The organism is Saccharothrix sp. CCNWYY140 (assembly GCF_037401995.1).
Taxonomy (GTDB): domain Bacteria; phylum Actinomycetota; class Actinomycetes; order Mycobacteriales; family Pseudonocardiaceae; genus Actinosynnema.
The window spans coordinates 20880-38459 of the sequence record NZ_JBBEGC010000067.1; the positions used below are offsets into that span (position 1 = coordinate 20880).

At 71.3% G+C, this 17580-nt stretch carries 19 protein-coding genes; 11 read left to right on the forward strand and 8 right to left on the reverse strand.

All coding sequences use genetic code 11. The features are described 5' to 3' along the window. Positions 1–17: 17 nt before the first annotated feature. Positions 18–1052: a helix-turn-helix transcriptional regulator gene (locus tag WBN91_RS25580; protein ID WP_337725196.1), complete on the forward strand. Its 1035-nt coding sequence runs from the start codon at positions 18–20 to the stop codon at positions 1050–1052. 57 nt (positions 1053–1109) lie between these two features. On the opposite strand, the gene WBN91_RS25585 is transcribed toward WBN91_RS25580, so the two are convergent. Together WBN91_RS25585 and WBN91_RS25590 are read right to left on the reverse strand one after the other, a co-directional pair. Next, a complete protein-coding gene (locus tag WBN91_RS25585; RefSeq protein WP_337729408.1) occupies positions 1110–2534 on the reverse strand; it encodes a discoidin domain-containing protein in 1425 nt (474 codons plus the stop codon). A gap of 245 nt (positions 2535–2779) precedes the next feature. After that, positions 2780–3403 (reverse strand): O-methyltransferase, encoded by a 624-nt coding sequence (locus tag WBN91_RS25590; protein ID WP_337725194.1) that lies wholly within the window; start codon positions 3401–3403, stop codon positions 2780–2782. A gap of 208 nt (positions 3404–3611) precedes the next feature. On the opposite strand from WBN91_RS25590, the gene sigE reads away from it, so the two are divergent. The 4 genes from sigE to tatB all read left to right on the forward strand — a co-directional run bounded on the left by sigE (position 3612) and on the right by tatB (position 6832). Further along, positions 3612–4184, forward strand: a complete 573-nt coding sequence (gene sigE / locus WBN91_RS25595) for an RNA polymerase sigma factor SigE (protein ID WP_121222950.1) — start codon at positions 3612–3614, stop codon at positions 4182–4184. After that, positions 4181–4777 carry a zf-HC2 domain-containing protein gene (locus WBN91_RS25600; protein ID WP_337725193.1) on the forward strand — a complete coding sequence of 199 codons (597 nt, stop codon included), beginning with the start codon at positions 4181–4183 and terminating at the stop codon, positions 4775–4777. The genes sigE and WBN91_RS25600 overlap by 4 nt, the downstream gene beginning before the upstream one ends. A 77-nt stretch (positions 4778–4854) precedes the next feature. After that, positions 4855–6387, forward strand: a complete 1533-nt coding sequence (locus WBN91_RS25605) for a S1C family serine protease (RefSeq protein WP_337725192.1) — start codon at positions 4855–4857, stop codon at positions 6385–6387. 43 nt (positions 6388–6430) lie between these two features. Continuing rightward, a complete protein-coding gene (gene tatB, locus WBN91_RS25610) occupies positions 6431–6832 on the forward strand; it encodes a Sec-independent protein translocase protein TatB (protein ID WP_337725191.1) in 402 nt (133 codons plus the stop codon). A 354-nt stretch (positions 6833–7186) separates the two neighbouring features. Here the strand turns inward: tatB and WBN91_RS25615 are convergent, their stop codons facing one another. Further along, a complete protein-coding gene (locus WBN91_RS25615) occupies positions 7187–8326 on the reverse strand; it encodes an Mrp/NBP35 family ATP-binding protein (protein ID WP_337725190.1) in 1140 nt (379 codons plus the stop codon). A 160-nt stretch (positions 8327–8486) separates the two neighbouring features. Here WBN91_RS25615 and WBN91_RS25620 point away from each other — a divergent pair, with 160 nt between their 5' ends. After that, positions 8487–8945 (forward strand): MarR family winged helix-turn-helix transcriptional regulator, encoded by a 459-nt coding sequence (locus WBN91_RS25620; RefSeq protein ID WP_337725189.1) that lies wholly within the window; start codon positions 8487–8489, stop codon positions 8943–8945. A 4-nt stretch (positions 8946–8949) separates the two neighbouring features. Here the strand turns inward: WBN91_RS25620 and WBN91_RS25625 are convergent, their stop codons facing one another. Both WBN91_RS25625 and WBN91_RS25630 read right to left on the reverse strand, forming a co-directional pair. Beyond that, the gene (locus WBN91_RS25625) at positions 8950–9459 is read right to left on the reverse strand and encodes a DUF1003 domain-containing protein (RefSeq protein WP_337725188.1); all 510 of its coding nucleotides are present in this window, start codon (positions 9457–9459) and stop codon (positions 8950–8952) included. Next, entirely contained in the window at positions 9452–10705 is a 1254-nt protein-coding gene (locus WBN91_RS25630) for a magnesium transporter MgtE N-terminal domain-containing protein (RefSeq protein WP_337725187.1), read from the reverse strand. Before WBN91_RS25630 ends, WBN91_RS25625 begins: the two co-directional genes overlap by 8 nt. Positions 10706–10762: 57 nt before the next feature. Between WBN91_RS25630 and WBN91_RS25635 the strand changes: the two genes are divergently transcribed. Then, complete coding sequence (locus WBN91_RS25635; RefSeq protein WP_337725186.1) at positions 10763–11602, forward strand: PhzF family phenazine biosynthesis protein; 840 nt, start codon at positions 10763–10765, stop codon at positions 11600–11602. 9 nt (positions 11603–11611) lie between these two features. Here the strand turns inward: WBN91_RS25635 and WBN91_RS25640 are convergent, their stop codons facing one another. Together WBN91_RS25640 and WBN91_RS25645 are read right to left on the reverse strand one after the other, a co-directional pair. Beyond that, a complete protein-coding gene (locus WBN91_RS25640) occupies positions 11612–12469 on the reverse strand; it encodes an aminoglycoside phosphotransferase family protein (RefSeq protein ID WP_337725185.1) in 858 nt (285 codons plus the stop codon). Continuing rightward, entirely contained in the window at positions 12466–12801 is a 336-nt protein-coding gene (locus WBN91_RS25645; protein ID WP_337725184.1) for a hypothetical protein, read from the reverse strand. The genes WBN91_RS25640 and WBN91_RS25645 overlap by 4 nt, the downstream gene beginning before the upstream one ends. Positions 12802–12916: 115 nt before the next feature. Here WBN91_RS25645 and WBN91_RS25650 point away from each other — a divergent pair, with 115 nt between their 5' ends. Both WBN91_RS25650 and WBN91_RS25655 read left to right on the forward strand, forming a co-directional pair. Beyond that, positions 12917–13876, forward strand: coding sequence for an HpcH/HpaI aldolase/citrate lyase family protein (locus WBN91_RS25650; RefSeq protein ID WP_337725183.1), 960 nt, complete (start codon positions 12917–12919; stop codon positions 13874–13876). 172 nt (positions 13877–14048) lie between these two features. Next, positions 14049–14219 (forward strand): hypothetical protein, encoded by a 171-nt coding sequence (locus tag WBN91_RS25655; RefSeq protein ID WP_337725182.1) that lies wholly within the window; start codon positions 14049–14051, stop codon positions 14217–14219. On the opposite strand, the gene WBN91_RS25660 is transcribed toward WBN91_RS25655, so the two are convergent. Next, positions 14209–14508: a DUF4190 domain-containing protein gene (locus tag WBN91_RS25660; protein ID WP_337725181.1), complete on the reverse strand. Its 300-nt coding sequence runs from the start codon at positions 14506–14508 to the stop codon at positions 14209–14211. The genes WBN91_RS25655 and WBN91_RS25660 overlap by 11 nt on opposite strands. A gap of 146 nt (positions 14509–14654) precedes the next feature. Between WBN91_RS25660 and WBN91_RS25665 the strand changes: the two genes are divergently transcribed. Continuing rightward, complete coding sequence (locus WBN91_RS25665) at positions 14655–15851, forward strand: acyl-CoA dehydrogenase family protein (protein ID WP_337725180.1); 1197 nt, start codon at positions 14655–14657, stop codon at positions 15849–15851. 141 nt (positions 15852–15992) lie between these two features. Then, the gene (locus tag WBN91_RS25670) at positions 15993–16520 is read left to right on the forward strand and encodes a general stress protein (protein WP_443217801.1); all 528 of its coding nucleotides are present in this window, start codon (positions 15993–15995) and stop codon (positions 16518–16520) included. The last annotated feature ends 1060 nt before the right edge of the window (positions 16521–17580 follow it).

Below are 17580 nucleotides of genomic sequence, written 5' to 3' on the forward strand. Positions count from 1 at the left end.
CTCGTACGCTCGTCGATGTGGCGGGGATTCGGGAGGCCGACCTCAACAAGCTGCTTGCGGCACTGCGAGATGTCGAACAACCGGGCACCGAAGACGTGCGCCGTCAGGTGTTGTCGACGATCACCGAAGTGGTCGGCGGCGACATCGTCGCCTACCAGTCGATCGACCCGAGGACCGGCCGCAGCGAGCAGTTGTCCGTGCCGGACGCGTGGGAGACCAGCGAGCTGGAAGAGGTCTTCACCCGGCACGTGCCCGAACACCCGCTCCTGCGGCACTTCCTGCGCACCGCCGACCTGGACGCGGCCAGGCTGAGTGACGTGGCCGGTCTGCGCCAGGTGCGCGACCTGGGCATCTACCAGGAGTTCTACCGGCCGCTCGGCATCGCGCACCAACTGGTCTGCCGGCTCACCGCGGATCTCGGCGTGTCGACCATCCTGGTGTTCAACCGCGGCCGGTCCGACTTCACCGACGCCGAACTGGCCTTGACGCGGCTCGCCCGGCCGTACCTGGCCAACCTGGTGGCCACCGCGTCGGCCCGGTCGTGGTTCGACTCCGCGCTGGTCGCCCTGGAGGGGGTCGACGACACCGCCTACGGGGTCGTCCTGCTCGGGCCGCTCGGCCGGATCAGGGTCGCCAACCGGTCGGCCAGGCTCCTCCTCACGACCTATTTCCGCAGGCCGGGACGGGAAGGCGGGGTCTTGCCCGAGGAGCTCGGGGCGTGGCTGGCCGGCCAAACCCTCGCGCCGCAGCCGTACGTCGTGACCCGCGGATCGCGGCGGCTCACCGTGCGGCTGTACAGGCACAACATGTCCGCGGCGCTGCTGCTTTCCGAGACCATCACGCGGACCAGGCCGGCGGCCATCACCGCGAACCTGACAGCACGTGAATCCGATGTGCTGTGGCTGGTGCGCGGCGGCCGTACAAGTGCACAAGCCGCACAGGTGCTGCGGATCAGCGTGCGAACGGTGGAGAAGCACCTGGAGAACGTGTACCGCAAGCTCGGCGTGACCAGCAAAGCCGAAGCCGCCGAACGGGCGTTCGGCGGGGCGTGAGAGCTGCGTGCCGGCTCCCTGCTTTCGCCGGCACGCAGCCCGTTCACGTTCAGCCGGTTAGGCCGCGTAGACCTCCAGCTCGTTGACCCGCACGTATCCCGGTTGGTGGGTGGGGCCGCTCAGGCCCAGGATGCGGACCAGGCGGGACGTCCGCGGGCCGGTGGCGAAGGTGACCGTCGTGCTCAGCGCCGTGTTGTTGCGCACCGCGGCCACGGACACGAAGGTGACGCCGTTCCAGACCTGCACGTCGAAGTCCTTGATCGGGTACCCGGCGCTGGTGTGGACGACGACCCGGCGGAAGGTCTTGTCGACGCCGAAGTCGACTTGTACCCACTCGGGGTTGCCCGGCGGGTAGGTGCCCGCGTTGTTCGCCCAGCTGTACGCGCCGCCCAGGCTGGTGTTTGCGCTGCCGTCGTTGACCCGTGCGGGTGAGTACCCCGGGTACGTGCTGGACGCGGCGGCGATGCCGGTGCGGGCGAAGTTGTCGTACCCCGTGCCGCCGTCACCGCCCTGGCTGCACATGCTGAAGGCGACCTTGCCCGTGTTGTACTCCAGGTAGGTCGATTCCGAGAACATCACCGCGGCGCTGCCGCCGTTGTCGTCGCGCTTGCGCCATTTGACGCTGGCGTTGATGTTGCCGCCGTAGAACGGGATCGACACGCCGATGCTGACTTCCGGGCCGCCGTCCTCTTCGTACCACTGGTAGCCCAGCACGTCACCCCACTGCGCGCGGTCCCAGGTGGTGATGAACAGGTCCGAATTCTGCCAGCGGTCGATGTACTTCTTCTTGATGCTGGGGAAAGCGATCGTGCGGATCGTGACCCCGGTGGTGGTGAGCACGATCGCGCGCATCTCGCGCTTGCCCTCGAACCAGCCGCCGAATTCGCTGCGGTTGGGCACGCGCCACTTCTGCAAGTATTCCAAGCCCTTGTTGTTGCGCGTTCCGGTCGGGTTGCAGGTCGCCAGCACGCCCGGCCCGGCCTCACTCAGGGGGACGGCCTCCAGCGTCGTCGTGGTGGGGTTGGTGGGTGCGGACTCGTTGACCGAGAGCACCCACACCTCCTTGGTCTCGACGTACGCCTCGTCGATCGCGGTGGGCGTCTGCTGCACCTGCCCGGCCGAGTTCAGGACGTAGCCGGGCACGGTGGTCAGCGATTCGTCGGCCGGCGCGACGGCGACCACGACGCTGTCCCCGGCGAGGACGCCTTCGTCCTGGTTGGGGATGTAGATCTGCGGGTTGTAGGCGAACCCGTTGACGTTGGCGAGCTGGGCGATGCCGTTCTTGAGCGCGACCCACCGCGGTTCGGTCGGGTTGACGATCCGCGATTCCTCGGCTTCCCGCACGACGGTCGACAACAACGCGTTCGTGTCGCCGTCGAACTGCCGGGCGGCGATGGTGCGGACCAGCGCCCGTACCTGCGTGTCGGCTGCCACGGCCGTCAGCACGGGTTGCACCATCGTCTGCAACCGCTGTGCGATCACTACGTCGTCATTGGTGGGAACTGCGGCATTGGTGGACGGTTCGGGTGTTCCGGCGGATGCCTGGCCGGGGAGGAGGGTGACCGTCAATGTCGCGCAAAGCAGGGCGGTCAACGTTCTTCTCCGGCCGGGCGCGCGTAACGACCTTTTCATCGATTGACCTCACGATCGGAAGGGGATTTCCATTCCGATCGTGGTGCTCAGCCGAGGGCAGCGGCAATACGTACCGCTACGTACGCCGGACGGGCCTAAACCTTCGCGGCGACCAGAAGACCGTCGCCCAGCGGGAGGATCACCGGGACCAGGCGGTCGTCCTCGCGGACGGCTCGGGCCACGTCCCGCATGGCCTGGGTGTCCGGGTCGCGCCGGGAGGCGTCGACCACCCGGCCGTGCCAGAGGATGTTGTCGAAGGCGATGACGCCGCCCGGCCGGAGCAGGCGCACGCCCTCCTCCAGGTACTTGGGGTACTCGGACTTCGCCGCGTCCACGAACACCAGGTCGTAGCCCCCGTCGGTGAGGCGGGGGAGGACGTCCAGGGCCTGGCCCATGATCAGCCTCGTGCGGGACGCGCCCACGCCGGCCTCCGCGAAGGCCACCCGAGCCGCCCGCTGGTGCGCGGGCTCCACGTCGATGGAGGTCAGGATGCCCGCCGTCGGCATGCCGCTGAGCAGGTACAACGCGCCCACGCCGGCACCCGTGCCGACCTCGACGACGGCCTTGGCCTGCAACGCCGCCGCCAGGAAGCGCAGCGCGGCGCCGCCGCCGGGGCCGATCGGCACGCAACCCAGCTCCTCGCCACGCGCCCGAGCGGCCGTGACCACGGCGTCCTCGGGCAGGTAGCGCTCCACGTACTCGCGCAGCGGCGCATCCACAGGACGGAGGTTAACGCCGGACGCGGCCGGGCGGGTGAATCTCCCGTGAACCGGAATTCTCAGCGAGCTCTCAGGCGACTCTCACGATGGTTATAAGGGAGGCCAGCAAGCTTGGGGCCACGCACGACACACGGGAACACGCCCGCCGCAGGGAGCGTTGAACCGTGCAGCAGGGCAGCCGGCCCACCTGGAGGTGCTTCACCGCCCGATGCCAACGCAGCCGTACACCGCCACCGCTCCCATCGACGACACGGAATGGATCGTGCCGACGTGGGACCAGGTCGTCCGCGACCACGCCGACCGGGTCTACCGGCTGGCCTACCGCCTGACCGGCAACCAGCACGACGCCGAGGACCTGACCCAGGAGACGTTCATCCGCGTCTTCCGGTCGCTCGCGTCGTACCAGCCGGGCACGTTCGAAGGCTGGCTGCACCGCATCACCACGAACCTGTTCCTCGACATGGCCCGCCGCCGCTCCAAGTTCCGCATGGAGGGCCTGCCCGAGGACACCGACCGACTCGCGGGCGACGACCCTAGCCCCGAGCAGGTCTACCACGACACCCACCTCGACCCCGACCTCCAGGCCGCGCTGGACGAACTGCCCCCGGACTTCCGGGCGGCCGTGGTGCTGTGCGACGTGGAAGGGCTGTCCTACGAGGAGATCGGCGCCACCCTCGGCGTGAAACTGGGTACCGTGAGGAGCAGGATCCACCGGGGCCGCCAGGCCCTGCGTGCCGCACTCGAACGCCGTCGGGGTCTCGTTCAGGAGGACTCTGCATGACCGACCTGCGAGGTTGGGGACTGCCCGAGCAGCACCTGCTGCCCGACGCGGTCGTCGCCTTCGTCGACGGCGAGCTGTCGGCCTCGGCCCACAGCCGTGCGGCGGCGCACCTTGCGCGCTGCCCGTTCTGCGCCGCGGAGGCCTACTCGCAGCAGCAGGCGCGGTCCGCCGTGCGTGCCGCCGAGACGCCGTGCGCGCCCGCCGGCCTGCTGGCCCGGCTCGGCGCGATCCCGCAGGAGGTCGAGCTGCCCAGCGCGCCCGACGGCCTCGCGGTGACGGAGGACGGTCAGCTGGTGGCCGTGCAGCGACCCGACCGCGTGGCGTTCGGCAGCGGACCCGTGCTGGGGTCGAGCCGCCCTTTTGGGACGGGCAGCCGGTTCGGCGGCCGGCGGGCCCGGCAAGGCGCCGGCGTGGTCGTGTCGGGCCTGATGCTCGGCGCTCTGGCACTGGTCGTGCCGGGCAGTGAGGAACCGGCGCCGACACCGGCCCAGGGCAACCCGCCACCGCCGCCCGTCGTGGCGCCGCAACTGGTCAACGACCGAGCGGACCTGACCGGCGCGGGCGCGGGCACCGACCACCTGCTCGCCCGCTGAACCGCTGACGACAACTTCACCGGTCACAAGGCACGATGGACCCCGCAACACCGGGCATCACCGACGTGCGGGGAGCGATGAGCGAGCCACAACAGGGCGGTCCGCCAGAGGGCAACGGGACCCCCAGGTCCGGCGTGGACGACGGGGCACACCGCAGGCTCGCGCCACGTCCCCTCCAGCGCCCCGCCGTGGACCCCGGTCAGGCGTTCGTCTTCGGCCGCCCGCAGGGCGTCGAGGGCGCGTTCTCCGGCGACCGGCCGGTGTTGAACGGCGGCGTCCAGCTCGCACCGCCGCCGCCCGAGGCGTTGAGCACCGCTTTCGGTCGCCCGAACGGCACGGCGGAGCTGCTCCAGCGCCCGCCGCTGGACGTCGACGGCGAACCCGAGGTCGAGCCGGTCTTCTGGCAGGGCAAGCCCGCCGGTGACGAGTGGCGGGACCCGGGCGCGAGCGCGGTCATCGGACCGCCGGCGGTCACCGAGGAACCCGAGGTCGAGAAGAAGCCCGTCACCGCGCCAGGCCCGCAGCTCAGCGTTCCCGAGCTGCTGTTCGGTCGGCGCGTGAAGCCGACGGCGTTGGCGTTGCTGCTGGTCGTGGCGTTGCTGCTGGGTGCGGTGGGTGGTGTCGTCGGCTGGCTGTTCGGGCGCGCGGGCAACCCGCTGACCGACAGCGGCGTGACGCTGGCCGAGGTCAAGCCGGGCAAGGAGCGGCCGGTCGGGTCGGTCGCGGACATCGCCAAGCGCGTGACGCCCAGCGTGGTGTCGATCGAGTTCAAGGGCGCGAACGTGGCGGGCGTCGGCTCCGGCGTGGTGATCGACGGCGCGGGGTACGTGCTCACCAACGACCACGTGGTCGCGCCGGCCGTGCAGGACACGACGGCCAAGCTGACCGTGGTCTTCACCGACGGCAAGCGCGCGGTCGCGCAGATCGTCGGCCGGGACGCCAAGACCGACCTCGCGGTGATCAAGGTCCAGGTCGACAACCCGACCGTCCTCCAGTTCGGCAACTCCGACGAGCTGGCCGTGGGCGACACGGTGCTGGCCATCGGCTCGCCGCTGTCGCTGTCCAACACGGTGACCGAGGGCATCGTCAGCGCCCTGCACCGCCCCGTGACGGCGGCCGGCGAGAACGGCGGCCCGCAGGTCACCTACGACGCCATCCAGACCGACGCGGCGATCAACCCCGGCAACTCCGGCGGCGCACTGGTCGACTCGACGGGCGCGCTGGTCGGCATCAACTCGTCCATCAGGACCGAGACCGGCGGCTCGGTGGGCCTGGGCTTCGCCATCAACGGCAACTACGCCCGCAAGGTCTCGCAGGCCCTCATCCGCGACGGCCAGGTCAAGCACGCGGACATGAACATCAACGTCAGCTCGGTCGCGGCGGAGACCGCGGAGGGCGCCCGCGTGCAGAACGTCCCCGACGGCGGCGCGGCCAAGGCGGCCGGCATCGAAGAGGGCGACGTGATCACCCGCGTCGGCGACCGCGTGGTGCGCAACGCCGCGGAGTTGACCGTCGCGGTACGGGACCACGAAATCGGGGAAACGGTTCCGGTCGTCCTGGCCAGGCAGGGCCGTGAGCTGACCGTGCAGGTGACGTTGCGGTCCGACTGACGGCTACGCTGGTTTCGAGCGACGTGGAGCGAAGGCGGGCACCGTGTTTGACAGCATCGGCTGGGTAGAGCTGCTCATCATCATCGTCGCGGGCCTGTTCATCCTGGGACCGGAACGCCTGCCGTCCGCCGCCGCGTGGGTGGGTCGCACGATCCGCCAGGTGCGCGAGTACGCCACGGGTGCGCGCGACCAGTTGAAGCAGGAGATGGGCCCGGAGTTCGAGTCGCTCCGCAAGCCTTTGGAGGACTTGCGCGAACTGCGCAACTTCGACCCGAAGCGCGCGATCACGAAGCACCTGTGGGACGACCCGCCCGCTACCAATGGCACCACGAGCCCGGCACCCAAGCCCAACGGCTACCCGGCGGCCGGCGAGGGACCTTCGGTGGCCCAGGAACGCCCCCTCCAGCAGGGCGAACGCCCGCCGTACGACCCCGACGCGACCTGACGCCTTCGCCGATGCCGTGGGCTGACGCTATCCGCTGAGGACTTCCGCTGACGGGCATCCGCTGGCGCCGCTGGGTGGCGGTTGTGGCTAGCTGTTGTGGCTGGTGGTCGTGGCTGGTTCGGTTCGCACCTGCGGCCTCCGGCCCCCGTCTCCATTTTCCCACGGGGGTACGACAATCCGGGGGCAAGCTTGAGGGTCCGGTAGCGCACGGTACGTCGCTCCCGAGCCGCCAAGTCGGTCAGAGCCGCCAAGTCGGTCAGAGCGGGCGGATTGCTCCCGTGGTGCCACGCGGCGTTGTGTCGTACCTGCGCGGGATGATGGCAGCGGGGGCCGGAGGCCGGCCCCCGTGTCGGGTCAGCGGCCGGCGGGGGAGACGTTCAGCAGGCGGCCGGCCAAGCCCCGCGACCGCACCGACAGCTTGGTGGCGATACCCGTCAGCACCTGAGCGGCTGTGGAAGTCGGCTCCGCCAGGACGATCGGCGTGCCGGCGTCGCCCTGTTCCCGCAGGCGCGGGTCGAGGGGCACCTGGCCCAGCAGGGGCACCTCGGCGCCCACGGCCTGCGTCAGCGACTCCGCCACCGTCGCGCCGCCGCCCTCGCCGAAGACGTCCATGCGGGAACCGTCCGGCAGTTCCAGCCACGACATGTTCTCGATCACGCCGGCCACCCGCTGACGGGTCTGCAACGCGATCGAACCCGCCCGCTCGGCCACCTCGGCGGCAGCCTGCTGCGGCGTGGTCACGACCAGGATCTCGGCGTTGGGCACCAGCTGCGCCACCGAGATGGCCACGTCACCCGTGCCGGGCGGCAGGTCCAGCAGCAGGACGTCCAGGTCGCCCCAGAACACGTCCGCCAGGAACTGCTGCAACGCGCGGTGCAGCATCGGGCCGCGCCACACGACGGGGGTGTTGCCGGGGGTGAACATGCCGATCGAGATGAGCTTCACGCCGTGCGACTGCGGCGGCATGATCATCTTCTCGACCTGCGTGGGCCGCGCCTCCGTGCCCAGCATCCGCGGGATCGAGTGGCCGTAGATGTCGGCGTCCACCACGCCCACCGAGAGGCCGCGTTGGGCCATCGCCACCGCGAGGTTGACCGTCACGCTGGACTTGCCCACGCCGCCCTTGCCCGACGCCACGCAGTACACGCGGGTCAGCGAGCCGGGTTGCGCGAAGGGGATGACCGGCTCCTCGACGCCGCCGCGCAGGGACTTGCGCAGTTCGGTGCGCTGGGCGTCGCTCATCACGTCCAGCTCCACCCGGACCTGCCGGACGCCCTCCAGGGCGGTCACGGCGGCGGTCACGTCGGCGGTGATCTTGTCGCGCAGCGGGCAGCCGGCGACGGTCAGGAACACGGCCACGTCGACGACCCCGTCGGTGATCGTGACCGACTTCACCATGCCCAGCTCGGTGATGGGTCGCCGGATCTCCGGGTCCTGCACACCGGCCAGCGCCTTGTGCACGTCGTCAACGGAGGGGAGGGTCTGCGTCGTCACTGGATCGCCTTCGATCGGGGTAGAGCGCCATGCTACGGCGAGCGCTGCCGCGTCCCACCAAGGCTACGACGGGGCCGCGTCCCACCAAGCTACCGGTTGGTCACCTGGCTTGAAGGGGCTGGGCGCAGCCGGTCGCGTGCTTTCCGTAACATTGCTATCCGTGCCGGAAACCGGAAGTGCCCGGTTGCCCACCCGCGGCGAGCTCGGGGTGTGGCGATCCTTCCTCCGGGCCCACGCGCGACTCACTCGGATCCTGGAAGCCGAACTGATCGCCGAGCAGCGACTCTCGCTCGCGGCCTACGACGTCCTCGTGCAACTGGCCGAGGCGCCGCAGTACCGACTGCGGATGACGGAGCTGGCCGACGCCGTGCTGCTGTCCCGCTCCGGGGTGACCAGGCTCGTCGACCGGCTGGAGCGCGCGGGGCTCGTGCTGCGGGAGCGTGCCGACGGCGACGGCCGCGGCGTGGTGGCGGTGCTGACCCCGCTGGGGCTGGACCGCCTGCGAACAGCGTCCGGCACCCACCTCACGGGTGTCGTGCGGCACTTCGCCGAGGTGTTCGACCGGGCGGAGCTGGAGGAGTTCGGGCGGTGGTGCGACCGCCTGGCCACCGAGCAGTGAGGCGTCACGACGGGACGTCGTCCCACCGCGGGTCGTCCTTGAAGCTGGAGCGCTTGCGCTCGCGGAACACCCGGTCCAGTTCGCTGCGCAGGTAGTCGCGGGTCGCCACCTCGCCGATCGCGATGCGCAGGGCCGCGAGTTCGCGCGCGAGGTACTCGGTGTCGGCCTTGGTCTGGGCGGCGCGCGCCCGGTCCTCCTCCAGCGACACGCGGTCGCGGTCGTCCTGCCGGTTCTGGGCGAGCAGGATGAGCGGCGCGGCGTAGGCGGCCTGGGTGGAGAACGCCAGGTTGAGCAGGATGAACGGGTACGGGTCCCAGCGCAGGTTCACCGCGACCAGGTTCAGCGTGATCCACACGACGACGAGCAGCGTCTGCCAGAACAGGAACTTGCCGGTCCCGAGGAACCGGGCGAGCCGTTCGGAGAACCGGCCGAACGCCTCCGGGTCGAGCTGGAAGCGGATCCGGCCGGGTTGGCGGGGCTGGTCGAGGCGGCGGCGCGGCAGCAGTTCAGGCATGGGTCAGCCCCGTTTCCCGCCAGTTGTCCGGCAGCAGGTGGTCCAGCACGTCGTCCACGGTGACCGCGCCGAGCAGGTGGTCGTCCTCGTCCACGACCGGCCCGCACACCAGGTTGTAGGTGGCGAAGTAGCGGGTGACGTCGCTCAGGGTGGCGCGCGGCGTGAGCGTGGTGAGGTCGGTGTCCAGCACGCCCGCGACCAGGTCGGACGGCGGTTCCCGGAGCAGCCGCTGGATGTGCACGCAGCCCAGGTAGCGGCCGGTCGGGGTGGCGGTCGGCGGGCGGCACACGAAGACCATGCTGGCCAGCGCGGGCGTGAGGTCGGGGTTGCGGACGTGGGCGAGGGCCTCGGCGACCGTCGCGTCCGGGGCGAGCACGACGGGTTCCGGGGTCATCAGGCCGCCCGCGGTGTCGTAGCTGTACTCCAGCAGGCGGCGGACCGGCGCGGACTCCTCGGGCTCCATGAGTTCCAGCAGCCGGTCCTTCTCCGGCTCGGGCAGCTCGCCCAGCAGGTCGGCGGCGTCGTCGGGGTTCATCGCCTCCAGCACGTCGGCGGCGCGTTCCTCGTCCAGGTGGGCCAGCAGGTCCTTCTGGTCGTCCTCGGGCAGTTCCTCGATGACGTCGGCGAGCCGCTCGTCGTCCAGGGCCTCGGCCACCTCGTAGCGGCGCTTGCTGGGCAGGCTGTGCAGGGCCAGTGCCACGTCGGCGGCGCGCATGGTCTCGAAGATCGCCACCAGGTGTTGCGCGCCCTGCGGCTGGCCGGCGAGCTCGGTGACCGTCAGGCCGGAGATCTCCTCCCACCGCAGCACCTGCACGGGACCGCGCCGGGCCAGCCGCCCGGTGCGCTCGCGGACGGCGACCCGGGTCATCCGCCAGTCCCGGGTGCGGGTGGGTTCCATCGCGGCGTCGACCAGGACGGCGGACGCGCCGGAGTCGAGGTGGACCCGGGCGTCGAGCAGTTCGCCGACCACCAGGACCTCGTTGGTGCGCTGGTGGAACTGGCGCAGGTTGACCGAGCCGGTGGCGAGCGTCACGGCGTTGGGCTCGATGGAGGTGACCCGCAGCATGGGCACGAAGATCCGCCGCCGCGTGGCCAGTTCCAGCACCAGGCCCAGCACGCGCGGCGGTTGGCGGTCCACGCGCAACCCGATGACCAGGTCGCGCACCTTGCCGATCGACTCGCCGTCCGGCCCGAAGACGGGCAGTCCGGCGAGCTGCGCGGCGAAAACCCGGTTCACGGCAACCACGCCGCCAGGCTAGCCGTGACCCGGCGGGAATGCCGATCACGGCTAGGGTCTTGTGACGTGCTGAACTTCGACGTGGTCGACGTGTTCACCGATCGGGCCTTCGCCGGGAACCCGCTGGCGGTCGTGCACGGGGCCGAGGAGCTGTCGGACGCCCAGTTGCAGGCGTTGGCCGCGGAGTTCGGGCTGTCCGAGACCGCCTTCCCGCTGCCGCCGGGACCCGGCGCGGACTACCGGCTGCGGATCTTCACGCCGGTGACCGAACTGCCCTTCGCGGGGTTGCCCAGCATCGGCACGGCGTGGGTGCTCGGGTCGTCGGGGCGGCTGGGGCTGGGCGCGTGGGTGCAGGAGACGGCTCGCGGGCGGCACGAGGTGGTCGTCCGGGAGGACGGGGCCACGCTCGCCGGGGACACGCCGGTCGTCGGCGACTACCTCGACGCGGCGCCGCTGGCGGGTGCGGTGGGGCTGTTCCTGTCCGATGTGGACCCGCACGCCGAGGCCGGGGTGGCCGGCGCGGGCCTGGACTTCACGTTCCTGCCGGTGCGGGCGGACGCCGTGGTGCGGGCCAAGCCGCAGGTCTCGCTGCCGACCCACGTCGTCGGGCGCGGGCTGGTGCCGGTGTGCTTCGCCGGCGGGACGGCGCACGTCCGGATGTTCCGGGCCACCGGCGGCGAGGACGCGGCCACCGGCGCGGCGGCGCTGGCGCTGGGCGCGTGGCTGGTCGACCGGGGGCTGCTGCCGCCCGAGGGGAAGCACGAAGTCGTGGTGCGGCAAGGGGAAGAGGTCGGACGACCATCCATTGTGGAGCTTTCGGTGACCGCGGTGGGCGGGGTCGCCACGCACGTCCGGGTCGGCGGGAAGGTCGTGCCGGTGGCGCAGGGCAAGATCAGGGTCCCGTGAACGCCGGCGTCACAGGCCCCGGCCGGTGAACGCCCGCGCGATCGCCTCGCACTTCGCGGCCAGCTCCGCCTCGCCCTCCGCGGCGCACCACAGCCAGTTGTCGACCGCCCGGTAGACCACCCAGCGCCGTGCCCGGTCCACGTCCAGCTCGCCGATGTCGCAGATCGCGGCGAACCGGTCCCACAGGCCGCGCTCGCCGTCGACCTCCGACCACCGGTTCCACAGCAGCGGGATCACGCCGTACTCGCGGTCGCCGGCCAGCGGTTTGGGGTCGATCATCAGCCACGGCTCGCGGGTGCCGCGCAGGACGTTCTCGTAGTGCAGGTCCTCGTTGACCAGCGTGTTCCCGGCGGTCGCGGCCAGGTCGCGGCCCAGTTCGGTGGCCAGCTCGGCGAGGCGCTCCGGGACGTACCCCTCGTTCTCCTCGGTGAGGTCGTCGATCTCGGCGGTGCGGAAGCCCGGATCGGCGGGTCGGCGCAGCCGGCGCAGGAGACCGCCGGTGACTTCCAGGGCTTCCTCCATCGACGTGTCGAGCAGGGAGCGGGTGTGGTCGAGGCGTTCCAGGAGCAGCGCGCCGTGCTCGTCGTCGTGGTCGAGCAGCCGGACGACGCCGTCGCCGTCCCACGCCTTCAGCGCCAGCGGCTCCTGGCGGGTCTCCTCGTCCAGCCACGTCAGCTTGAGCACGGCCGGGTGGCCGTCCGCCCGCCGCACGGGCAGGACGACGGCGACGTAACCGTGCATCAGGTCGCCGTCGGGCGTGAGGTCCCAGCGGGCGCAGAACTTCGTGGCCAGCGCGGGCAGGCGGGCCTTCCAAGCCTCGCCCTCCTCGCCCAGCCAGGACGCGAAGCCCGGCGGCACGGTGATCACGCGTCCTCCAAGCGGTAGACCGACTCCCACGCCGGCGTCGTGTTCAGGCGGGCCGTCCGCAGGGCCGCGGCGGTCTCCTCGTCCACCTCCACCAGGCGGGCGGTCACCGGGACGTCCGCCAGGTGCGAGTGGGTCGAGGGGGAGCGGACGGTGAGCACGCAGGCCACGCCGTCGCGCAGGCCCGGCACCTCCTGCTCCGTCCCGCCGACGGCGACCAGCACGGACTCGTCCCGCCACAGCGCCCACACCAGGCGGGCGGGGTGCCCGTCAGGGGCGACCCAGACGGCGGCGGCCTTGCGCAGCGCGTTGTCCAGCACGCGGGTGATCTCCACCGGTTCAGCCTGCCACGGCCCTGTGAATCGGGACTCACGAAATAGCGGCGGTCCGGCGTGCGTGCCACCCTTCGCACGACAGGACAGTTACCGGCCGGTACGAGGAGGTACCCCAGTGGTCGACCAGCAGCGTCCCCGTCGCTCGTGTCTGGCCGTGCCCGGGTCGAGCCAGAAGATGATCGACAAGGCCCGCACGCTGCCCGCGGACCAGGTCTTCCTCGACCTGGAGGACGCCTGCGCGCCGCTGGCCAAGCCGGACGCGCGCAAGACGATCGTGGCCTCCCTCAACGAAGGCGGCTGGGGCGACAAGGCCCGCGTGGTCCGCGTGAACGACTGGACCACCGAGTGGACCTACCGCGACGTCACCGAGGTCGTCGAGGGCGCGGGCGCGAACCTGGACTGCATCATGCTGCCGAAGGTGCAGACCGCGGAGCAGGTGCACGCGCTGGACCTGCTGCTCACCCAGATCGAGAAGACGATGGGCTACGAGGTCGGCAAGATCGGCATCGAAGCCCAGATCGAGAACGCGCTGGGCCTGATCAACGTCAACGCGATCGCCACGGCGTCCCCGCGCGTGGAGACCATCATCTTCGGCCCGGCCGACTTCATGGCGTCGATCAACATGAAGTCCCTGGTGGTCGGCGAGCAGCCGCCCGGCTACGACGTCGGCGACGCCTACCACTACATCCTCATGCAGATCCTGATGGCCGCCCGCGCCCACGACAAGCAGGCCATCGACGGCCCGTACTTGCAGATCCGCGACGTCGAGGGCTTCAAGCGCGTGGCCGGCCGCTCGGCCGCCCTGGGCTTCGACGGCAAGTGGGTCCTGCACCCGGGCCAGATCGACGCGGCGAACGAGGTCTTCAGCCCGAAGCAGGACGACTACGACCACGCCGAGAACATCCTCGACGCCTACGACTACTTCACCTCGGAGAAGGGCGGCAAGCGCGGCGCGGTCATGCTCGGCGACGAGATGATCGACGAGGCCTCCCGCAAGATGGCCCTGGTCATCTCGTCGAAGGGCCGCGCGGCCGGCATGTCCCGCACGAACGTGTGGACCCCGCCGGAGGACTGATCCCCAGCCTGTCGAGGACCGGGCGGCCGACTTTCCGGCTGCCCGGTCCTCTGCCTTTTGGTGACGCTCGGTGCCTGGCGGAGCACTTTGTGCTGGTCGCGGCAGTGAGCATTCCCACAAAGCGTGGCTCTGAGTGGCGATCAAGGGGTGGTCCGTGTGCATGGTGGCTGCCATGTCACGGACCCGTAACGCGAGGCCCCGGATACGCCTGTTCCGCCGGCGGCCCGCCGACGACCTGTTGGAGCGCAGCTTCCGCACCTGCCCCGGCTGCGAGGCCGACGTGCACGTGTTCGCCGAGGTGTGCCGCCACTGCGGTGGCGAGTTGGAGTTGCTCAGCGCGTGAACGTGAGGGTGCTGACGATGTCGCCGCCCTCCCGCACGATCCAGTAGACCGCGACCACCCACAGGATGATCGCGATGATCCCCAGGACCGTGAACACGCTGCCCAGCACGATGCCCGCGGTGGCCAGGCCGCGGCCGTCCTCGCCGGTCCGCTTGATCTGGTTCTTCGCCACGATGCCCAGCACGATCCCGGCGGGCGCGAAGACGAAGGCGCAGATCAGCGCCGCGATCGCCATGCCGTTCGTGCCCCGGGGCGGCGGGTAGTAGGCGGGCTGCTGCGGGTAGGTCATCGGGAACGCTCCTGGGGTCCGCGGTGGTGGGGAAGGGTAGCCGCTGTTTCGGTTCAGCGCGTGGCGATGAGCACCTTCGTGACGCGAACGTGCGTTAACCGGTCCATACTCGCCGGTAACCCCGGAGCTACGAAGGGAAACGTGCGATGGCGCGCCTGGCCCAGACCGCTGGACTGACCGACATCCAGGAGGAGATCCTCGCCACGGTCCGCACCTTCGTGGACAAGGAGATCATCCCCCACGCGCAGGCCCTGGAGCACGGCGACACCTACCCGGCGGACATCGTCGAGGGCATGAAGGAGATGGGCCTGTTCGGGCTCACCATCCCCGAGGAGTTCGGCGGCCTGGGCGAGTCGCTGCTGACCTACGCGCTCGTGGTGGAGCAGATCGCGCGCGGCTGGATGTCGGTGTCCGGCGTGATCAACACCCACTTCATCGTCGCCCACATGCTCAAGCAGCACGGCACCGACGAGCAGAAGCAGAAGTACCTGCCCCGCATGGCCACCGGCGAGGTGCGCGGCTCGTTCTCCATGTCCGAGCCGGAACTCGGTTCCGACGTCGCCGCCATCCGCACCCGTGCCGTGCGCGAGGGCGACGAGTTCGTGATCAACGGCCAGAAGATGTGGCTGACCAACGGCGGCACGTCCAACCTCACCGCCGTCCTGGTCCGCACCGACGAGGGTGCCGACAAGCCGCACCAGAACCTGACCACGTTCCTGGTCGAGAAGCCCGAGGGCTACGGCGAGGTCCGTCCGGGCCTGACCATCCCCGGCAAGATCGACAAGATGGGCTACAAGGGCGTCGACACGACCGAGATGGTCTTCGACGGCTTCCGCATCGCGCCCGAACAGGTGCTCGGCGGCCAGACCGGCCAGGGCTTCCGGCACATGATGGACGGCGTCGAGGTCGGCCGGGTCAACGTCGCCGCCCGCGCGTGCGGCATCGCGCTGCGGTCCTTCGAGCTGGCCATCGAGTACGCCCAGCAGCGCAAGACGTTCGGCAAGCCGATCGTCGAGCACCAGGCCATCGCGTTCAAGCTGGCCGAGATGGCGACCAAGGTCGAGGCCGCCCACCTGATGATGGTCAACGCGGCCCGCCTGAAGGACTCCGGCGCGCGCAACGACGTCGAGGCCGGCATGGCGAAGCTGATCGCGTCGGAGTACTGCGCCGAGGTGACGCAGGAGGCGTTCCGCATCCACGGCGGTTACGGGTACTCGAAGGAGTACGAGATCGAGCGCCTGATGCGCGAGGCGCCGTTCCTGCTCATCGGCGAGGGCACCAGCGAGATCCAGAAGACGATCATCAGCCGGGGCCTGCTGCGCGACTACCAGTCCCGCGGCTGAGCCCGGTCGGGGTGCCTCGGGTTCCGGGGCACCCCACGACCCGCCAGATCACGGTAGCGTTGAGTTCCGCCGCACCCGTTTCGCGCTGTTCGGCCCGTGTTGGCAGGATGGGGTGATCAGCACCGCGAAGAGGTGGTCACCGTGACGAGTTCGTTCTCCGGCCAGAACCGACCCGGGGTGCCCCCGCGCCTGCCCACGCCGCCCACCGGCTGGCCGATCGGTTCCTACGCCACCTACGAGGAGGCGCAACGGGCGGTCGACTTCCTCGCCGACGGCGACTTCCCGGTCCAGGAGGTCACCATCGTCGGCGTGGACCTGATGCTGGTAGAACGCGTCACCGGCCGCCTCACCTGGGGAAGGGTGCTGGGCACGGGCGCCGCGTCGGGCGCGTGGTTCGGCCTCTTCGTGGGCGTGCTGCTGTCCCTGTTCAACACGACCGCGAGCGCCGGCTTCGGCCCGATCCTGGTGGGCCTGACGGTAGGTGTCGCCTTCGGCATCATCTTCGCCGCCGTCGGCTACGGCTCCGCCCGCGGCAAACGGGACTTCCAGTCGGCGAGCCAACTGGTCGCGGGCCGGTACGACGTGCTGTGCCAACCGAGATCAGCCGAACGAGGCCGCGACCTGCTCGCAAAGCTGGCCATGCGCCCCACAGACGCCAATAAGGACTAACCCACCGGCTCACCCGCGCGGCCCGCCACTGCTCACCCGCCCGTCCCGGCTAGTCGAGCGGCCTCCGCCCTCGCCCCGGCCAGTCGGGCGCGGCCTCCGGCCCCCGAGTCGATCGTCTCACGCACCCCCGACATTTCCGGCGATCGCGAGGCCAATCGGATCAACACCCGGCCGCCAAACCCCTCCGACAGCACCACTCCCTCGCACCCAGCACCGCCCGCGCCCCCGCGCACTTCTTCACTCCGGACCCACCGAAAACTGTCGGTCCCCTCTGGGAAAATGGAATCGGGGGCCGGAGGCCACGCCCGTCACCACTGCGCCGACATCCCAGCGCCGACATCCCAGCGCCGCCCCACCCCGCTCGCCCAGCTCCCCGCCGCGCCGCCGCCACGGCCGCACCCAACCGCCTGCGCCGCCGCCCACCTGCTCGCGCTGCCGCCGCGCCGCCCGCACCTCGCCGCTCTCCCGCTCTCCCGCTTCGCCGCCTTGCCCGCCACCCCGCCGCCGGCCGCCGCCCTCACCGTCTGCCGCCGCCTGCCGCCGCCGCTGGCCGCCGCCGCTGGCCGCCGCCGCTGGCCGCCGCCGCTGGCCGCCGCCACCGCCGGGCACCGCGCGACCTGCCCGTCGCGCCGCCCCACCCGCGCCAGCCGCCGCCGTGCCGCCCACGTTTCGCTGCCGACTCGCCGCGCGGCTGCTCGCCTCGCTCGCCGCGCGCCCGCTTGGGCCGCCGCCCTTTCGCCGCGCCGCCGCGCCGCCGCCCTTTCGCCGCGCCGCCGCGCACCGCGCCTTGACCTGCCGCCTCGGCGCACCCCCCGCGCCAGCCGCCGGTCCTCGCGCCCCCGCCGCCCCCCTGCTTCGCCGGACCTCGCGCCGCCCGCCGCCGCACCCCGCGTCGCGCCGACGCCTCCCCGCGCCGCGCCGCCAGCAGAGGTACTGCCCCCCCCCCCCCCCCCCCCCCCCCGGGGCGGGGGCGGCCCCCCCCCCCGCCGCGGGGACTGCCGCCTGGGGTGTCACCCCCTCGACCAGCCTAGGCGAAGGTCGGCCCACTCGACTTGCCCGG

Excerpts from the sequence above, each read along its gene's own strand:
- WBN91_RS25660 (WP_337725181.1), bottom strand. The coding sequence starts at position 14,508 with ATGACCTACCCGCAGCAGCCCGCCTACTACCCGCCGCCCCGGGGCACG.
- sigE (WP_121222950.1), top strand. The coding sequence starts at position 3,612 with ATGCCAACGCAGCCGTACACCGCCACCGCTCCCATCGACGACACGGAA.
- WBN91_RS25665 (WP_337725180.1), top strand. The coding sequence starts at position 14,655 with ATGGCGCGCCTGGCCCAGACCGCTGGACTGACCGACATCCAGGAGGAG.
- WBN91_RS25655 (WP_337725182.1), top strand. The coding sequence starts at position 14,049 with ATGTCACGGACCCGTAACGCGAGGCCCCGGATACGCCTGTTCCGCCGG.
- WBN91_RS25605 (WP_337725192.1), top strand. The coding sequence starts at position 4,855 with ATGAGCGAGCCACAACAGGGCGGTCCGCCAGAGGGCAACGGGACCCCC.
- WBN91_RS25625 (WP_337725188.1), bottom strand. The coding sequence starts at position 9,459 with ATGCCTGAACTGCTGCCGCGCCGCCGCCTCGACCAGCCCCGCCAACCC.
- WBN91_RS25600 (WP_337725193.1), top strand. The coding sequence starts at position 4,181 with ATGACCGACCTGCGAGGTTGGGGACTGCCCGAGCAGCACCTGCTGCCC.